Annotated in this window: 17 protein-coding genes and 3 pseudogenes; 6 read left to right on the top strand and 14 right to left on the bottom strand. The window is 57.2% G+C overall.

Features of this window, described 5'->3' with window-relative positions:
• Positions 1-54: 54 nt before the first annotated feature.
• Positions 55-495, bottom strand: a complete 441-nt coding sequence (locus BOP96_RS10400; protein ID WP_073452624.1) for a hypothetical protein — start codon at positions 493-495, stop codon at positions 55-57.
• Positions 496-497: 2 nt separating this feature from the next.
• Entirely contained in the window at positions 498-791 is a 294-nt protein-coding gene (locus BOP96_RS10395) for a hypothetical protein (RefSeq protein ID WP_073452621.1), read from the bottom strand.
• Positions 792-882: 91 nt separating this feature from the next.
• On the opposite strand from BOP96_RS10395, the gene BOP96_RS10390 reads away from it, so the two are divergent.
• Positions 883-1,911: an IS30-like element ISPsp7 family transposase gene (locus BOP96_RS10390; protein ID WP_003283602.1), complete on the top strand. Its 1,029-nt coding sequence runs from the start codon at positions 883-885 to the stop codon at positions 1,909-1,911.
• 241 nt (positions 1,912-2,152) lie between these two features.
• Here BOP96_RS10390 and BOP96_RS30455 read toward each other — a convergent pair.
• The 3 genes and pseudogenes from BOP96_RS30455 to BOP96_RS10375 form a co-directional block, all read right to left on the bottom strand.
• A pseudogene (locus BOP96_RS30455) lies at positions 2,153-2,277 on the bottom strand (GPW/gp25 family protein); the annotation flags it as partial.
• A 46-nt stretch (positions 2,278-2,323) separates the two neighbouring features.
• Positions 2,324-2,499, bottom strand: a pseudogene (locus BOP96_RS30450) (phage baseplate assembly protein V); the annotation flags it as partial.
• A gap of 13 nt (positions 2,500-2,512) precedes the next feature.
• Positions 2,513-3,058: a hypothetical protein gene (locus BOP96_RS10375; RefSeq protein ID WP_073452619.1), complete on the bottom strand. Its 546-nt coding sequence runs from the start codon at positions 3,056-3,058 to the stop codon at positions 2,513-2,515.
• Between the two features lie 545 nt (positions 3,059-3,603).
• On the opposite strand from BOP96_RS10375, the gene BOP96_RS10370 reads away from it, so the two are divergent.
• From BOP96_RS10370 to BOP96_RS10360, 3 genes are all read left to right on the top strand, one after another.
• On the top strand, positions 3,604-3,903 hold the full coding sequence (locus BOP96_RS10370; protein ID WP_003193360.1) for a hypothetical protein: 300 nt from the start codon (positions 3,604-3,606) through the stop codon (positions 3,901-3,903).
• Between the two features lie 198 nt (positions 3,904-4,101).
• A complete protein-coding gene (locus BOP96_RS10365) occupies positions 4,102-5,229 on the top strand; it encodes a saccharopine dehydrogenase NADP-binding domain-containing protein (protein ID WP_073452617.1) in 1,128 nt (375 codons plus the stop codon).
• A gap of 2 nt (positions 5,230-5,231) precedes the next feature.
• Positions 5,232-5,729, top strand: a complete 498-nt coding sequence (locus BOP96_RS10360) for a DUF2269 family protein (RefSeq protein ID WP_020302613.1) — start codon at positions 5,232-5,234, stop codon at positions 5,727-5,729.
• Between the two features lie 51 nt (positions 5,730-5,780).
• Here BOP96_RS10360 and BOP96_RS10355 read toward each other — a convergent pair whose 3' ends face one another.
• The 6 genes from BOP96_RS10355 to BOP96_RS10330 form a co-directional block, all read right to left on the bottom strand.
• Entirely contained in the window at positions 5,781-6,149 is a 369-nt protein-coding gene (locus BOP96_RS10355; protein WP_020302614.1) for a DoxX-like family protein, read from the bottom strand.
• Entirely contained in the window at positions 6,146-6,598 is a 453-nt protein-coding gene (locus tag BOP96_RS10350) for a thiol-disulfide oxidoreductase DCC family protein (RefSeq protein WP_020302615.1), read from the bottom strand. Before BOP96_RS10350 ends, BOP96_RS10355 begins: the two co-directional genes overlap by 4 nt.
• Positions 6,599-6,727: 129 nt before the next feature.
• Positions 6,728-7,768, bottom strand: coding sequence for a DMT family transporter (locus BOP96_RS10345; RefSeq protein ID WP_073452614.1), 1,041 nt, complete (start codon positions 7,766-7,768; stop codon positions 6,728-6,730).
• Between the two features lie 69 nt (positions 7,769-7,837).
• Positions 7,838-8,173, bottom strand: coding sequence for a hypothetical protein (locus tag BOP96_RS10340; RefSeq protein WP_003193349.1), 336 nt, complete (start codon positions 8,171-8,173; stop codon positions 7,838-7,840).
• A 178-nt stretch (positions 8,174-8,351) separates the two neighbouring features.
• The gene (locus BOP96_RS10335; RefSeq protein WP_003193347.1) at positions 8,352-8,930 is read right to left on the bottom strand and encodes a DUF4337 domain-containing protein; all 579 of its coding nucleotides are present in this window, start codon (positions 8,928-8,930) and stop codon (positions 8,352-8,354) included.
• A 53-nt stretch (positions 8,931-8,983) separates the two neighbouring features.
• Positions 8,984-9,868: a LysR family transcriptional regulator gene (locus BOP96_RS10330; protein ID WP_014719515.1), complete on the bottom strand. Its 885-nt coding sequence runs from the start codon at positions 9,866-9,868 to the stop codon at positions 8,984-8,986.
• Between the two features lie 94 nt (positions 9,869-9,962).
• Here BOP96_RS10330 and BOP96_RS10325 point away from each other — a divergent pair, with 94 nt between their 5' ends.
• On the top strand, positions 9,963-10,931 hold the full coding sequence (locus BOP96_RS10325) for an NAD-dependent epimerase/dehydratase family protein (protein ID WP_073452612.1): 969 nt from the start codon (positions 9,963-9,965) through the stop codon (positions 10,929-10,931).
• On the opposite strand, the gene BOP96_RS10320 is transcribed toward BOP96_RS10325, so the two are convergent.
• From BOP96_RS10320 to BOP96_RS10310, 3 genes and pseudogenes are all read right to left on the bottom strand, one after another.
• The gene (locus BOP96_RS10320) at positions 10,918-11,274 is read right to left on the bottom strand and encodes a DUF2784 domain-containing protein (RefSeq protein ID WP_019820579.1); all 357 of its coding nucleotides are present in this window, start codon (positions 11,272-11,274) and stop codon (positions 10,918-10,920) included. The two genes, BOP96_RS10325 and BOP96_RS10320, sit on opposite strands and share 14 nt — an antisense overlap.
• Positions 11,275-11,325: 51 nt before the next feature.
• Positions 11,326-11,652 (bottom strand): helix-turn-helix domain-containing protein, encoded by a 327-nt coding sequence (locus tag BOP96_RS10315; RefSeq protein WP_014719512.1) that lies wholly within the window; start codon positions 11,650-11,652, stop codon positions 11,326-11,328.
• Positions 11,636-11,887: pseudogene (locus BOP96_RS10310) on the bottom strand (type II toxin-antitoxin system RelE family toxin); the annotation flags it as partial. The gene BOP96_RS10315 and the pseudogene BOP96_RS10310, both read right to left, overlap by 17 nt.
• Positions 11,888-12,111: 224 nt before the next feature.
• Between BOP96_RS10310 and BOP96_RS10305 the strand changes: the two are divergent.
• Complete coding sequence (locus BOP96_RS10305) at positions 12,112-12,798, top strand: HAD-IA family hydrolase (protein ID WP_019820575.1); 687 nt, start codon at positions 12,112-12,114, stop codon at positions 12,796-12,798.
• Positions 12,799-12,884 lie beyond the last annotated feature (86 nt).

The following is a 12,884-nucleotide window of genomic DNA, read 5'->3' as shown; positions in this document are numbered from 1 at the left end:
CTCTTCAACGCTGAGTTCGGTATAAGACATAGGGGCAGCACCGTACCGGAAAGGTCAGGTGTTGCACTCAGTTTTTGCCGCCGCCGCGTATAAAGGTTGACTCATCCGTCCATCGTTAGTCAAAATAGTATAATCAGAAACCAATCCAATTAACGAAGTATCAGTTAGACCATAGGTGCTGAATAACTTCGCTGCGGAGTCTGCGGAGATATTTGAGTCAATCTGCTGAAACTGTGAAAACAGCAATTGAGCTGCTTCAAACGCCATTATTCTAGCATACCCATTCAAGTCAATGAGATTGGATACTTCGGTCGCAATATATGGAGTTATGTAAACATCTGTAAAACGGCCCATGAACTTTACTACAACCTGATAGTCTTCTTCGTTATAACTTTTAAGCCTACTAGAGCTTGAGATATGTCGCCCTTCTTCGATAGCTCCGATTACAAGAAGAAGCAAAAGATTGGTATCAATAATTAGTCTAGGGCTACTCAAGACTACTTCTCCTTATAGTTTCTAAACCCCCTAAAACTATAACTATCAGCATCAACTAGAAAAATCTTATATTCCCTTCGACGCCCCATTAAGCTAGCGAGCTTTGAGATGTTGTCCGTACCAACGCCGAACAGATTATCTTCTCTATCAATGTCGTAGCTGAAGGTCACCTCATAAAGCCTGCCGTCAGCCGATGTCATTGCTTCCTCCAACGTAACATTCTTAGCTTTCGGAACTAGCTTCTCAACATTACCTCTAGCAACCTTTACAGCTCTATCGAAATCGAGTTCAGCCATGATTTATCCTCCATGTGATTCTCACATTATAGGGTAGGCGGCGGCAAAAACTGAGTGCAACACCTGACCTTTCCGGTACGGTGCTGCCCCTATGTCTTATACCGAACTCAGCGTTGAAGAGCGCGCCACCATTCAAATCGGTCGTACCCAAGGCTTCAGCCTGCGCAGGATTGCCTGCTTGATCAACCGATCCCCTTCGACCATCAGCCGTGAGCTGCGCCGTAACCGAGGTGCTTGCGGTGGCTACTCGGCCCGCCTGGCCCAGCAGCAAATGCAGGCCCGCCGCCAGGTTTGTCGACCGATGCGAAAACTGTTGCCGGGTAGCGAGCGCTTCGAACTGGTGACCCATATGCTGCGTGAGCGTTTGTCTCCCGAGCAGATTGCCGGCAAGCTGCGCAGCATGAACATACCCAACCTGCGAGATGCCTACGTCTGTCGCGAGACGATCTACAACGCGATCTATGCCCTGCCAGTGGGTGAGCTGCGTAAGGAGCTGATCATCTGTCTGCGCCAAGGCAAGACGACGCGCCGGCCGCGCTCTGGTGGCGTGGATCGGCGCGGCCAGATCCCCGAGATGGTCAGTATTCATGTGCGCCCGCCGGAGATTGAAGACAGGCTGATGCCGGGGCATTGGGAAGGCGACCTCATCAAGGGTAAGGCCAACGCCTCGTCCGTCGGTACGCTGGTGGAACGCACCAGTGGCTACCTGATGTTGGTGAAGATGAACGACGCGACGGCGACTTCGGCACTGGAAGGCTTCAGCGCCGCGCTCAATAGCATGCCGCTGGAGATGCGCAAGAGCATGACTTACGACCAGGGCCGGGAGATGGCGCGACACGCCGAGATCACCCAAAGAACCGGCGTGGCGATCTACTTCTGCGACCCGCACAGCCCCTGGCAGCGCGGCAGCAACGAAAACATCAACGGCCTGATTCGCCAGTACTTGCCCAAGGGCACAGACCTGTCGGTACATAGCCAGGAGAAGCTGGACGCCATTGCGCTGCAACTGAACATGCGACCGCGCAAGCGCTTCGACTTCAAATGCCCCATCGAGGTGATGGGAGAGGTCATGCAAAATTCCATGGCAATGCGGCATGATGCTCCGGCTTCAATTCAATAACCGTGTTGCACTCAGCTCCTGCAACCGCCCTGTATTGCATGGGTATATTGTCCGCCTGCTTCCACAGTCAAGCCTACAGACGGGAAAATGCAAGGAGAGGGGGACAGATTTTTTTGATTTTCTTCCTCCTCGTTCAAAGCAAACAACCCCCCCCCAGGTTTCGAAAGAAACCTGGGGGTTTGTAATTTTTGAGCTTGGAAAACCTACTGTTCTTAGATCATGCGCACGGCATATCTATTCGTACGCGCAGACGGTTGACGTCGTTGAAGGGTGATCCACCAGCTCTGGCACCAGGCTGTCATATTCGCGGTGCATTCCACGCGTGCCAATGCGTGTGGTCAGAATGTCGGTGATCGCCTGACTGATGTGCTAGCGCTCGCTGATAGCACCGCCGGTATGTCGATTCATGATGGATCGGCACCCCAGACTGGTCGCCGCCGGCCTTGACGCCGGTGTGCGGGTGTTTGACCAAACTGACGCCGGCTGCGATCACATCACTAGATACCTGGACTTGGCCGGTTACGTCTGACTCCTGGTTTGGATGTAGTCACCTTTGTGGGTGATGTCGCCTTCTAGGTTGATGCCGCCGAAGCGTCGCGAACTATCGGATAAAAATAGCGACTGCCAGAATTATAATAATCATGCCTAATGAGGCGATCGCAGTGATAATAGAATTAAGTTTTTTATGGAGTTTTTCAATTGTGGTGGTTAGTTTTTTGATTTCTACGTCATGGCAGGTGTGTTTTTCGCTGAAGGCTGCTGAGTCATTATCGAGAGAGCTTTTGTCTGCGTGAGCTGCAATGATACTTCCGCCTGCTCCTGAGCAAGCAAATAATAATACTTGCGAGTAGATATCCAAGTAATCTTTGTAATGCTGCGGAATGGTATTGGAAGGAACAAAGATGTAAATTATTTTCAAGTATAAAGTTTGAAATAACACGCCAAACATTATAATGAATAACCCTTTGATTACTCTGTCCTGCTTGAGGTCAAGTATCATGATGAGAGCCAAAAAGACACCTAGGATCAATGTTGATATGGCTATTTCTGGCTTGCCGAATATGCCAGCTGTGATAGGTGATACAAACGCTAGTATGAAAGCAGCCACCCACAAGCCTACGATCATTTTGTAGTTTGGCTTTGCCATGTTTTGCTTTCCTTGCATTTTAGTTCTCGATCAAAAAGAGTTCATTGAGTTGGTTTTGTCAGTAAGGCGTCGCGAATTATATCAAGGTCTATGTCTATGAAACCTAATAGTTCAGGTTGCTCGTAACGAATCTCTGGTGCACTGCGCTGAGCACGGTCTTTGATGGCTACGTCGCAATTCCTGGCCGATAGAGCGGGCGAGTTGATTGCGGGCGGCTGGCTGGAGTTGCTCCAGCGGGAAAAGGGGACGAATTTATTTACTTTATGGCCCGCACAGCGTTGTGTTTTATCGCTAACTTCGCCGACGGGAACCCTCATGTTATTTCCGGCTCAAGGTTGCTATCGAAAGTCCGGAAACAGCAAAGGTGAAACCCGCGCCCAGAATCGACCAAAGCAGTCAAAAGCCAGATCGCCGAGTTGTTGTGTGTGGCGTATGTTGACGCCGTCGGCAATGGGGCGGGTGAGTTTAAGGGATAGGCGTTTTTCGGCACGGCCTGCGCGGTTACGGATAGACTGGACGCCTCAATTTTTCAGGATGCAGCACTCATGTTCAAAGTTGCCCTCGCTTCCTTGCTGTTGACCTGCACTTTTTGCGCTCACGCCGGTACGACGGTCGATGTGTCGAAGATTTACGGCAAGATTCAGTTCGTGGACAGCTATCCCGACTACAAGGTGAAGGTGGTGAATCAATTCCCCGACCTCAAAGTAAAGAAGGTGGATTCCTGGCCGGATTCTGTCGGGAAATGGCAAACCGTCGATAGCTATCCTGATTACAAGATCCAGATTGTCGATTCCTATCCGGACTTCACTATTGAATATGTAGAGAGCTGGCCTGGAGTCAATTGATCGCGGTAAACCGTTGCAGGTGGTCTGAGACGGCTTGTGGGGCGGGCTGGTGATCAGGGCTCTGTAAAACCGTAGTCCTTCTTCTCACTCTTTCTGTTGATCTGGCCCAAGCTGTTAAGCAAATCGGGTATCTTTGCCGCCTCAGCCGCCAGCCTTCCTCAGGCGCAGCGCATGATCGATTGTTTAGGGAAGAATGGAATGACACTCAGGGTGTTGGTAGTCGGTGGCTACGGCAATTTCGGCAGCATCGTTTGCCGGCATCTGGTGTTGGCGCCGGGCATTGAACTGGTGATCTCGGGTCGCGACCCACATAAGCTGCAGCACAAGGTGGATGAGCTGAAAAGCCAGTCGAACACCGCTTGCGAAGGCTGGTGCGGCGATGCCATGGGCGCCGGGTTCGCCTCCGTTTTGCGGTCGATGAACATCACGTGGGTGATCCACACCGGCGGCCCGTTCCAGGGGCAGTCCTATGCTGTCGCCCAGAGTTGCATCGACGCTGGCGTGAACTACTGCGACTTGTCCGACTGCCGCACCTTCGTCAACGGCGTGCGCGTGCTGGATGCACAAGCACGGCAGGCAGGCGTGGCGATCCTTAGCGGGTGCAGCTCCGTGCCGACGCTGTCGTCCGCCATCATCGATCAGTATCGCTATCGCTTCACCCGTATCGACTCGATCGAGCACGGTATTTCCTCCTCGGCCAAGATGCCGGGCCTGTCCACCGTCGAAGGTGTGCTGGCTTACGCGGGCAAACCCATCAAGCAGCTCAGGCATGGCCAGGTGCATGAAGTGCTGGGCTGGCAGGACCTGACGCTGCGCAAGATGCCTGAGCTTGGCACGCGGGTATTGGCGAATGTGGACGTGCCCGACATGGACATCTTTGCTGGCCGCTATGGTGCCCACACCCTGAGCTTTAAGGCTGGTGCGGGGCTCAAGCTTGGCGGTGTCGCCAACTATCTGCTGGCCCAGGCGCTGCGGTGGGGCGTGGTGCGTGATCATCTTGCCTGGGCTGCGCGGCTGCGTCGGCTGGGTACTTGGTTCGAGCGCTTTGGCGATGGCAAAAGCGCGATGTACATCGACGTGAAAGGCCTTGGTGCAGAAGGGCAACCGCTGTCCCTGGCGGTGCAACTGACGGCGCTGAATGACAAAGGCCCGGAAATCCCCAGCTGCGCCGCCGTTGCTCTGGCCCTTAAAGTCGCCCAAGGCTATGTGCCTGAACCCGGTGCGCGGCCGTGCGTTGGCGAAATCACCGTCGACGAATACATGGCCGCTATCAACGACCCGGCGAACCTCAGCCTGGCCGTGCATTTCTCTGACGGGCAGGGCTGACCATGCTCTATCTGAGCCTGAAATACATCCACATCATCGCGGCGATTTTCCTGTTTGGCTTCGGCATGGGCTCGTATCTGTATCTGATCGCCGCGAGCCGTACGGCCAACCCGCAAGTGATTGCCCATGTGGCGCGGATGGTGGTGCAGTTCGATACCTGGATCACTACGCCGGCGGGCGTCATTCAGATCATTACCGGCTTTGTGTTGGTCAAGCTTGCCGGACTTGGGTTGACCACCGAATGGGTGCTGACTTCGCTGATCATCTTCCTGTGTGTGGGGGCTCTTTGGCTGCCGGTGCTGGTGCTGCAGAAGCGTTTGCAGCAGATGGCGCTCAGTGCGGTTGAGACGTGCAGCGCGCTTGGTGATGGATACCGCGGCGTCTATAGGCAATGGTTCTGGATGGGTGTTTTGGGTTTCTCTGGGATGTTTGTGATCGTGCTGATCATGGTCACGAAGATGACGCCATGGCAGTTGATTGGGCTGTTGCTGTGTGGCTGACATCAGCGCTGGCCGTTGCACTTGAGGCACTCGGGCTGAAATAAATGCCGTTCAGGGCTTGGTATTCCAAGCCACCGCACACAACGCCAAACCCGCCACATTCAGCGACACAGGATTAAACGCTTCCCTGAGCATCGACGGGCTGAACACCGCCACATCCACCAGCAGCCCCGCCAGCGCAGTCGCAGCCACTACAAGCGGCCAGATACTGCGTGGCGAAAGCAGTATCCATATCGCCAGGGCAATTTCCCCAACCCCCGCCAGCGTGGCGAACAACTGCACCTGCTCGATCCCGTGCGCCTGGATCATTGCCCGCTCACCCTGGCTTAGCCACAGCAGCTTTGGCACCAGCCCATGGTAGGCAAACATGAAAGCCAGGCCGCCCCGGGCGATCCAGTTGATGCGCACCAGGGAATTCATGGCTGATCCTTTAAAAAGCGCTGTTCATGATCCGCGTTCGGCAACAGACAGGTATCGTATTTCCCGAACAGCCGATAGCGATTGCGCGCGATGCGGTCGTAAGCCCAATCCCGAAGAAAGCGCGGGATGCCGCGCAGGAGCAGCATTGGGTGCCAGCGGGCAGGCAGTTGCGCAATGATTTCCAACACCGCCTCCGAACGCTCCCAACAGTGCCGATCGCGGATCACTGCGAGGGTGTCGAACTGCTCCAGCGGCAACCCCGCCCACGCCAGCAGCGCCTGACCCTCGGGTGACTGCACGGCGGCTAATCGCAAGCGCCGTTGGTGGTCGTGGCGGATCAGAAACCTTGCCCAACCGTTACACAGCTTGCACACCCCGTCGAACAACACCACGGTTTCACCGGGCTTGAGGAATGGCGCGGGCGTAGGGCGGGTGTCGGAGGCAGGCATGTGTGTAGGTCCAGTCGGGCCGGGTCGGCCTGGATCATACCTGCCTTCGCCTGCACTGTAATGTTTGGAACCACTCCCACTGGGCTTCAGGATTGGAGAATACCGAAGTCTTTTCGTACCAAACGATCATCAATGCCTATGCCGATGATGCACATCCGGAAAATGCGCGTGGCTGTGGGTCATCACCTTGTGAACATGCACATGACTGTGCGGCTGCGCCGGATCCCACTCAAACCCATGCTCATGCTGGTGATGTTCATCATGCACATGCCGATGCCCATGTTCCGTGGCTTCATGCACATGTTCATGGGCATGCCGCTCCGTCAGGTGCAGCCACACGCCTACGGCCATCAGTGCCGAGGCAATCCAGAACGCCACGGTCACCGACTCGCCAAATACCAGCAACGCCACTGCGGCACCGAGAAAGGGTGCCGTGGAGAAGTAAGCGCCGGTGCGCGCGCTGCCCAGTCCGCGGAGGGCCAGCACGAACATCACCAGGCTGATGCCATAGCCGAGGAAACCTACCAGTAGAATCGGCGCCAGTTGCGCCACGCCCGGAATCTGCGCCCCCAGGTAAAGCGCCAGGCTGCAATTCACCAACCCCGCAATCAAGCCCTTGGCCCCAGCGATAAAGAGCGCGTCAGACGCCGACACCTTGCGCGTCAGGTTGTTATCAATGCCCCAGCACAAACACGCCAGCGCAACGGCGAGCGGTCCGGTCCAGTCCTGATGGCTGCTGTCAGCACCGGACCACGACAACACCACGCCGCCCAACACAATGGCAAGCATGCCGAGGACGATGCGTCGGTCGGCGTTTTCGCGGAACACGACCCAGGCGATCACGGCGGTCAGTACCGATTCAAGGTTGAGCATCAGGGAGGCGCTGGCGCTGGTGGTGCGGGTCAGGCCGAACATCAGTGCAACGGGGCCGAGGAGGCCGCCGAAGGCGATGGCGCCAAGTAGCCAGGGCCATTCCGATGGGGTTAGCCCGGTAGGTTTCCAGCCGCGATCACGGATCAAGCGCACACCGGCAAGGCCAATGCCGCTGCCGAGGTAGAGCAGGCCGGCGAGCAGGATGGGCGAGAGGCCCAGGCCAAGACTTTTGGCGAGCGGGGTGCTGGCGCCGAACAGGGCGGCGGCCGCGAGGGCGTAAATGATGCTGAGGTTCATGGGCCATCCTCGAAAGTCAGGCCCATGATACGTCGCTTGCCGGGGTCAGCGCCCTGGCAATTTCGTACTTTATTGCGCGGTTTTCAGCTTGATCACATCACCGGAGATTTTGGTGGTGTAGCCGTTCAATACCCAAGCCCAGAACCACTTTTCCTGCACTTGTGTGTTGATCAGCGCGTCGCCGCCCTTGGCCTTGATGGCTGCATCCTGGGCGCGCACGAAGCGGTTGTTCTGGCCGATGGGGATAACGCCCAACAGCATGATGCCGGTGGCGCTGGCTTCGCTGTGGCCGAGGACGGTGTATTGGCTGGCGTCGTATTGCTGGGTTTTCATGGCGGTGCCGGTGCAACCTGCCAGGGTGAAACCAAGTACGGCTGCTGCAACGACTTTACTGACGTATTTCACTCATAACTCCATAGGTTCAATCTCGAGATTCAATTCTCGGGGGGGCGACACTCTAAGCGCTCAGTTGGCAGATTGAAATCAATCAGCGAGGCTGGGTCGCAGTCTGGCGGGTACTGCGCGGTGATCCCATTGCAGCCTGGTTGGGGCTCGACAGCGCCCACATTTATTCTTCGGCGTGTCAGAGATGCAGCCACGCCAGGCCACCCAACATCACCGCCACCCCGCCGGCGGTGTACGACATGCGTTTGAGCCATTCCTTGCGCGTGAGCAGGGTAATCGCCGCCAATGAAATCGCGATCTGAATCGCCGTCATCGCCTGGGCCCAGCGATGGTGCTGGTGCAGCGCTTCCTCGGATTTGTGGTCCCAGTCCCGTGAAGTGGCCTCAAGCGTTTCGGCCTGTTTACGCACTTCTTCCTTCTGGCGCTTGTAGCGCTCGATCTCCGCCTGGTAATGCGCCGCATCCACGCCGGGAATATGGCTGGCCAGTTCTGCCAGGTTCTGGCGGCTGGATTTGGCCTGGTAGTAGTTCCACTGGTTAGCGGCTTCGGTCTTGATGATGGCGGCGTTGTTCTTGTCCATCGCAGCTTCACTTTCGCTGGAGCCGGCCTGATAGCTGAGCATGGCACCGACGGTCGCCATGATCGCGGTCATCACGGCGATACGACTGGCAAAGCTATCGCCGCGGCCGTGAGCATGCTCGGTGGTGTGTTCAAGGTGTTTTTCGTGGGGGCTGGGAACTTCGAAGGCTTCGGACATGGGGCGACCGCGAACGGATTGAGGTGCGCTGATTGTTCACCAGCGCAGCTGTCTCAAGCCTGTACGTAACGCTGCAAACCTGCCACCAGTGCATCGAATGTCACCCGGCAGCGTGGGCTGTTGCGCAGGTCTTCGTGCATGCTGACCCAAGTGTCCATTTTAAACGCGAAGCCGTCAGGCAGCACTCGGCGCAGACGTGGGTCGCGCTGGGCCAGTTGTACCTGGCACCCACCGATGCCGGCACCGGCGCGGATCATTGCCAGTTGCGCCAGGTCGCTGTCGCTACTGATGGCGAAGGCGTTGCGCTCAAAACCCTTGATTGCCAGGCTGCGGATAAATGCAGTGGCTTGATCAAAGCCGATGACGGAGTGGCCGGCCAGGTCGTGCATGTGTTGGGGGATGCCGTGTTGCTGCAGGTAATCGTCACGGGCATGCAGGCCGACTTCGATCAGGCCGATACGCCGCGCCAGCAGCTGCTCCTGGCTGGGGCGCACCATGCGCACGGCAATGTCGGCTTCCAGCTGCAGCAGGTCGCTCAAGCGGTTGGTCAGCACCAGTTCCACCTTCAGGTGCGGGTGTTCCCGGCGCAATTGCGTGATGATCGGCGGCAGTACCTCCACACCCACCACTTCACTGGCCGATACTCGTACCACGCCACGCACCTCATCGCCTTGGGACGAGGCGGCGCGTTCAAGGGCGGCGGCGGTACGCGCCATGGTTTCTGCATGCGCCCGCAGTGTGTGGGCGACCGTAGTGGGTAATAAGCCTGAGGGCGAGCGGGTGAACAACACGACGCCCAGCGCCGTTTCCAGCGCGGCGATGTGCCGCCCTACCGTGGGTTGGGTGATGCCGAGCTGCCGTGCGGCCCCCGACAGCGATCCTTCCTTGAGTACACCGAGAAATGACCGGTAAAGCTCCCAACCGATATTCGTAGCCATACATAAATGTATAGCGGCTCGATACCCTTGGGCAATTCCTCTATAGCTGTTCCGCATCCAACATACCCTCATCAACCAACAGTGGGAGAGGGTGATGAGCAAGGTTCTGGTTTTGGGTGCAACCGGTGGCATTGGTGGCGAAGTGGCGCGGCAGTTGAGCGCGGCGGGCTGGGAGGTGCGGGCGTTGACTCGGGATCTGATCAAGGCTCGCAGCCAAAATCCTGTTTTTACGTGGCTAAAAGGCGATGCCCTGAATCGCGACGACGTGATCGCGGCCGCCCGGGGCTGCGCGGTAATCGTGCACGGCGTCAATCCGCCGGGTTATCGCAAATGGGCCGAGTGGGTGTTGCCGATGATCGACAACTCCATTGCGGCGGCCATCTGCGAAGGCGCGACAGTCGTGCTGCCCGGCACGGTCTACAACTTCGGGCCGGATGCATTCCCTGTGCTGCACGAAGACTCACCCCAGCACCCGCTGACTCGCAAGGGCGCGATCCGTGTGCAGATGGAGCAGCGCTTGCGAGCCGCTTCCACTCAGGGCGCCCGGGTGGTGATTGTGCGCGCTGGGGATTTTTTCGGCGCCAGGGTGGCCAATAACTGGTTTGCCCAAGGCTTGGTCAAACCCGGCAAACCGGTGCACACCATCCGCTACCCAGGCGATTACGGCGTGGCCCATCAATGGGCTTATCTGCCGGACGTAGCGCGTACAATGCTTGAGTTGATTGAGCGTCGTGCCAGTCTTGGCGCCTTCGCCTGCTTTCATATGGCTGGGTACATGGATGCGGACGGTACGCAGATGGCTAAGACGATCCAGCGTGTGGTGCTGCGCAGGACGGGCCAGCAACCCAGGGTCGGCGCGTTTCCCTGGTGGTTGTTGAACTGGGCGGCGCCTTTTGTCGTCACCGTGCGTGAGGTGCAGGAGATGCGCTACCTGTGGCAAACACCGTTGCGCCTGGATAACCAGCGCCTGCTCGCGACGCTCGGCCATGAGCCCCACACACCGCTGGAACAGGCGGTGGAGGCCACCCTGGTTGGCCTGGGTTGCCTGCCTACTTGCGTTTGATCAGGCGTGCATACACGGCGAGGTTGACCACCACCACCACGGCCCCCAGCACTAATTGAGTATTCGCAGTCAGCCCGGCGGGGTAGATCAGCGTCAGGATGTAGTGCTCGATAAACCCACCGCCATAACCATCCTGCCCGGCCAAGTGGCGAAACAGGTTTTCCCAACGTGTAAGGGGGCAGGGCAGGTGCAGCACCTCTACCGCGATGCCCCAGGCAACGGCGGGCAGGTGCAGCCACATTACCCGGGGCCACTTCAGGGTGAGCAGGCCGCCGAACAGCACGAACAGGATAAAGGCCAGGTGGAACAGCACAAGGCCGTCGGCGGCTAGGCGGTAGAGCATGTTTGAGCTCGATGTGAGGTGAAGGGGGACGTGAATTTTTGCAGCGCGCCGTTATAGCTCCAGTTGACTGGCATTGATACCGAACGCTTTGGCTATCTTTTCCCGCGTGGTGCGGCGGGGTTTGCTGACCGCTTCCTGCTGGGCAAATGCCGATTGTGAAATACCCAGGCGTTTAGCGACTTCTTCCTGGGTCAGGCTCAGGTGCTCGCGCCACGCGCGAATAGGTGTTGCGCCATCCACCAGGCGGCTGACTACCGCATGGGGGATCAGGTTTGGATCGTTTTGCTGCGCCACATAGTGTTCATAGGGAATCACCACATAGGCTGGCTCGCCCTGCGTATTGTGGATGATCTGTACGGCAGTAGGTTCGCTCGTCACGTTTTTTAACCTCTTGGATGCTGACGACCTGGATGCTGCCGTCCCAGTCGAAAAGGACCCGGTAATGACCTACCCGCAAGCGATAGCTGTGAGGATGGTTAACCAGTGCCTTGACGTTGATTGCATCGGGCATGTGTTCAAGAGCGGACACGGCATCGCGTACCTGTTGCTGATGATACGAATGCAACCGAAGCAATTGTTTGACGGCTTTTCGCGTCCATTGGATTGAATTCATGGGAGGTTAATAAGTCTTTTATAAGGTTTGCAATCGGTATTTTCAGATCCGCGTCAACGGGTCATGACGTTTTCCTCTCAAACCCTAGACGGCCGCCGTCAGCGCCGACGGGTAAAACTGTTGCGTGGTATGAATCAACGGAAGGCCCACGAAGGTTGCTTGCAGGCAACGAGGGCCGTTATTGTGCTGAATCCTTTTAGTCCTCGCCCCAAGGTTGTGTTGTGATGAATGCACCGCGTACCGCTGTCCCGATCAAAGCCGTGATTTTCGATATGGACGGGTTGTTGCTGGATACCGAAGGCATCTACACCGAAGTCACGCAGATCATTGCCGAACGCTATGGTCGTACCTACGACTGGGGCATCAAGCAGCACATCATCGGGCGGGGTGCCCAGGATTTGGCCGATTACGTGGTCAAGGCCCTGGACCTGCCGATCACGCCCGCCGAGTTTCTGGAAATACGCGAACCGCTGATGAGCGAGCGCTTTCCCAAGGCCTTGGGTATGCCCGGTGCCGAGGCGTTGGTGCGGCACTTGAAGGCGCACAATATTCCGATTGCGGTGGGTACCAGTTCATCGCGTAACTCGTTTGGCCACAAGACCACCCTGCACCGTGAATGGTTTGGCCTGTTCGACACCATCGTCACCGCTGACGACCCGGAAGTAGGCGCTGCCAAGCCCGCGCCGGATATCTTCCTCACCGCCGCGCGCCGGTTGGGTGTAGCGCCTGAGGATTGTCTGGTGTTCGAAGATTCGCCGTTCGGCGTGACGGCGGCGAAGGCTGCGCACATGACCGCTATTGCGGTGCCCGATGAGGCGATGGCTGACAGCAAGTACCAGCATGCTGACCAGATTATTCGCAAGCTCGCCGACTTTGATTTGGCCGCCTACGGCTTGCCTCCCATGGCCTGACCCCGCGCGGTCAAAAATGTGGGCGCTGGCTTGCCTGCGAAAGCGGTAGTGCAGTGACAGATGTCGCACTGACACACCGCCTTCGC

Origin of the sequence: Pseudomonas sp. FSL W5-0203, from assembly GCF_001896155.1 — a bacterium.
Classification (GTDB): Bacteria; Pseudomonadota; Gammaproteobacteria; order Pseudomonadales; family Pseudomonadaceae; genus Aquipseudomonas; species Aquipseudomonas paracarnis.
This window is presented reverse-complemented; position numbering and strand designations above follow the sequence as displayed.

Bases quoted from the DNA above. Each gene is read 5' to 3' on its own strand.
- BOP96_RS10325 (WP_073452612.1), top strand. From the start codon at position 9,963: ATGAGCAAGGTTCTGGTTTTGGGTGCAACCGGTGGCATTGGTGGCGAA.
- BOP96_RS10390 (WP_003283602.1), top strand. From the start codon at position 883: ATGTCTTATACCGAACTCAGCGTTGAAGAGCGCGCCACCATTCAAATC.
- BOP96_RS10370 (WP_003193360.1), top strand. From the start codon at position 3,604: ATGTTCAAAGTTGCCCTCGCTTCCTTGCTGTTGACCTGCACTTTTTGC.
- BOP96_RS10365 (WP_073452617.1), top strand. From the start codon at position 4,102: ATGACACTCAGGGTGTTGGTAGTCGGTGGCTACGGCAATTTCGGCAGC.
- BOP96_RS10335 (WP_003193347.1), bottom strand. From the start codon at position 8,930: ATGTCCGAAGCCTTCGAAGTTCCCAGCCCCCACGAAAAACACCTTGAA.
- BOP96_RS10305 (WP_019820575.1), top strand. From the start codon at position 12,112: ATGAATGCACCGCGTACCGCTGTCCCGATCAAAGCCGTGATTTTCGAT.
- BOP96_RS10355 (WP_020302614.1), bottom strand. From the start codon at position 6,149: ATGAATTCCCTGGTGCGCATCAACTGGATCGCCCGGGGCGGCCTGGCT.
- BOP96_RS10345 (WP_073452614.1), bottom strand. From the start codon at position 7,768: ATGAACCTCAGCATCATTTACGCCCTCGCGGCCGCCGCCCTGTTCGGC.
- BOP96_RS10350 (WP_020302615.1), bottom strand. From the start codon at position 6,598: ATGCCTGCCTCCGACACCCGCCCTACGCCCGCGCCATTCCTCAAGCCC.
- BOP96_RS10375 (WP_073452619.1), bottom strand. From the start codon at position 3,058: ATGGCAAAGCCAAACTACAAAATGATCGTAGGCTTGTGGGTGGCTGCT.
- BOP96_RS10320 (WP_019820579.1), bottom strand. From the start codon at position 11,274: ATGCTCTACCGCCTAGCCGCCGACGGCCTTGTGCTGTTCCACCTGGCC.
- BOP96_RS10395 (WP_073452621.1), bottom strand. From the start codon at position 791: ATGGCTGAACTCGATTTCGATAGAGCTGTAAAGGTTGCTAGAGGTAAT.
- BOP96_RS10330 (WP_014719515.1), bottom strand. From the start codon at position 9,868: ATGGCTACGAATATCGGTTGGGAGCTTTACCGGTCATTTCTCGGTGTA.
- BOP96_RS10360 (WP_020302613.1), top strand. From the start codon at position 5,232: ATGCTCTATCTGAGCCTGAAATACATCCACATCATCGCGGCGATTTTC.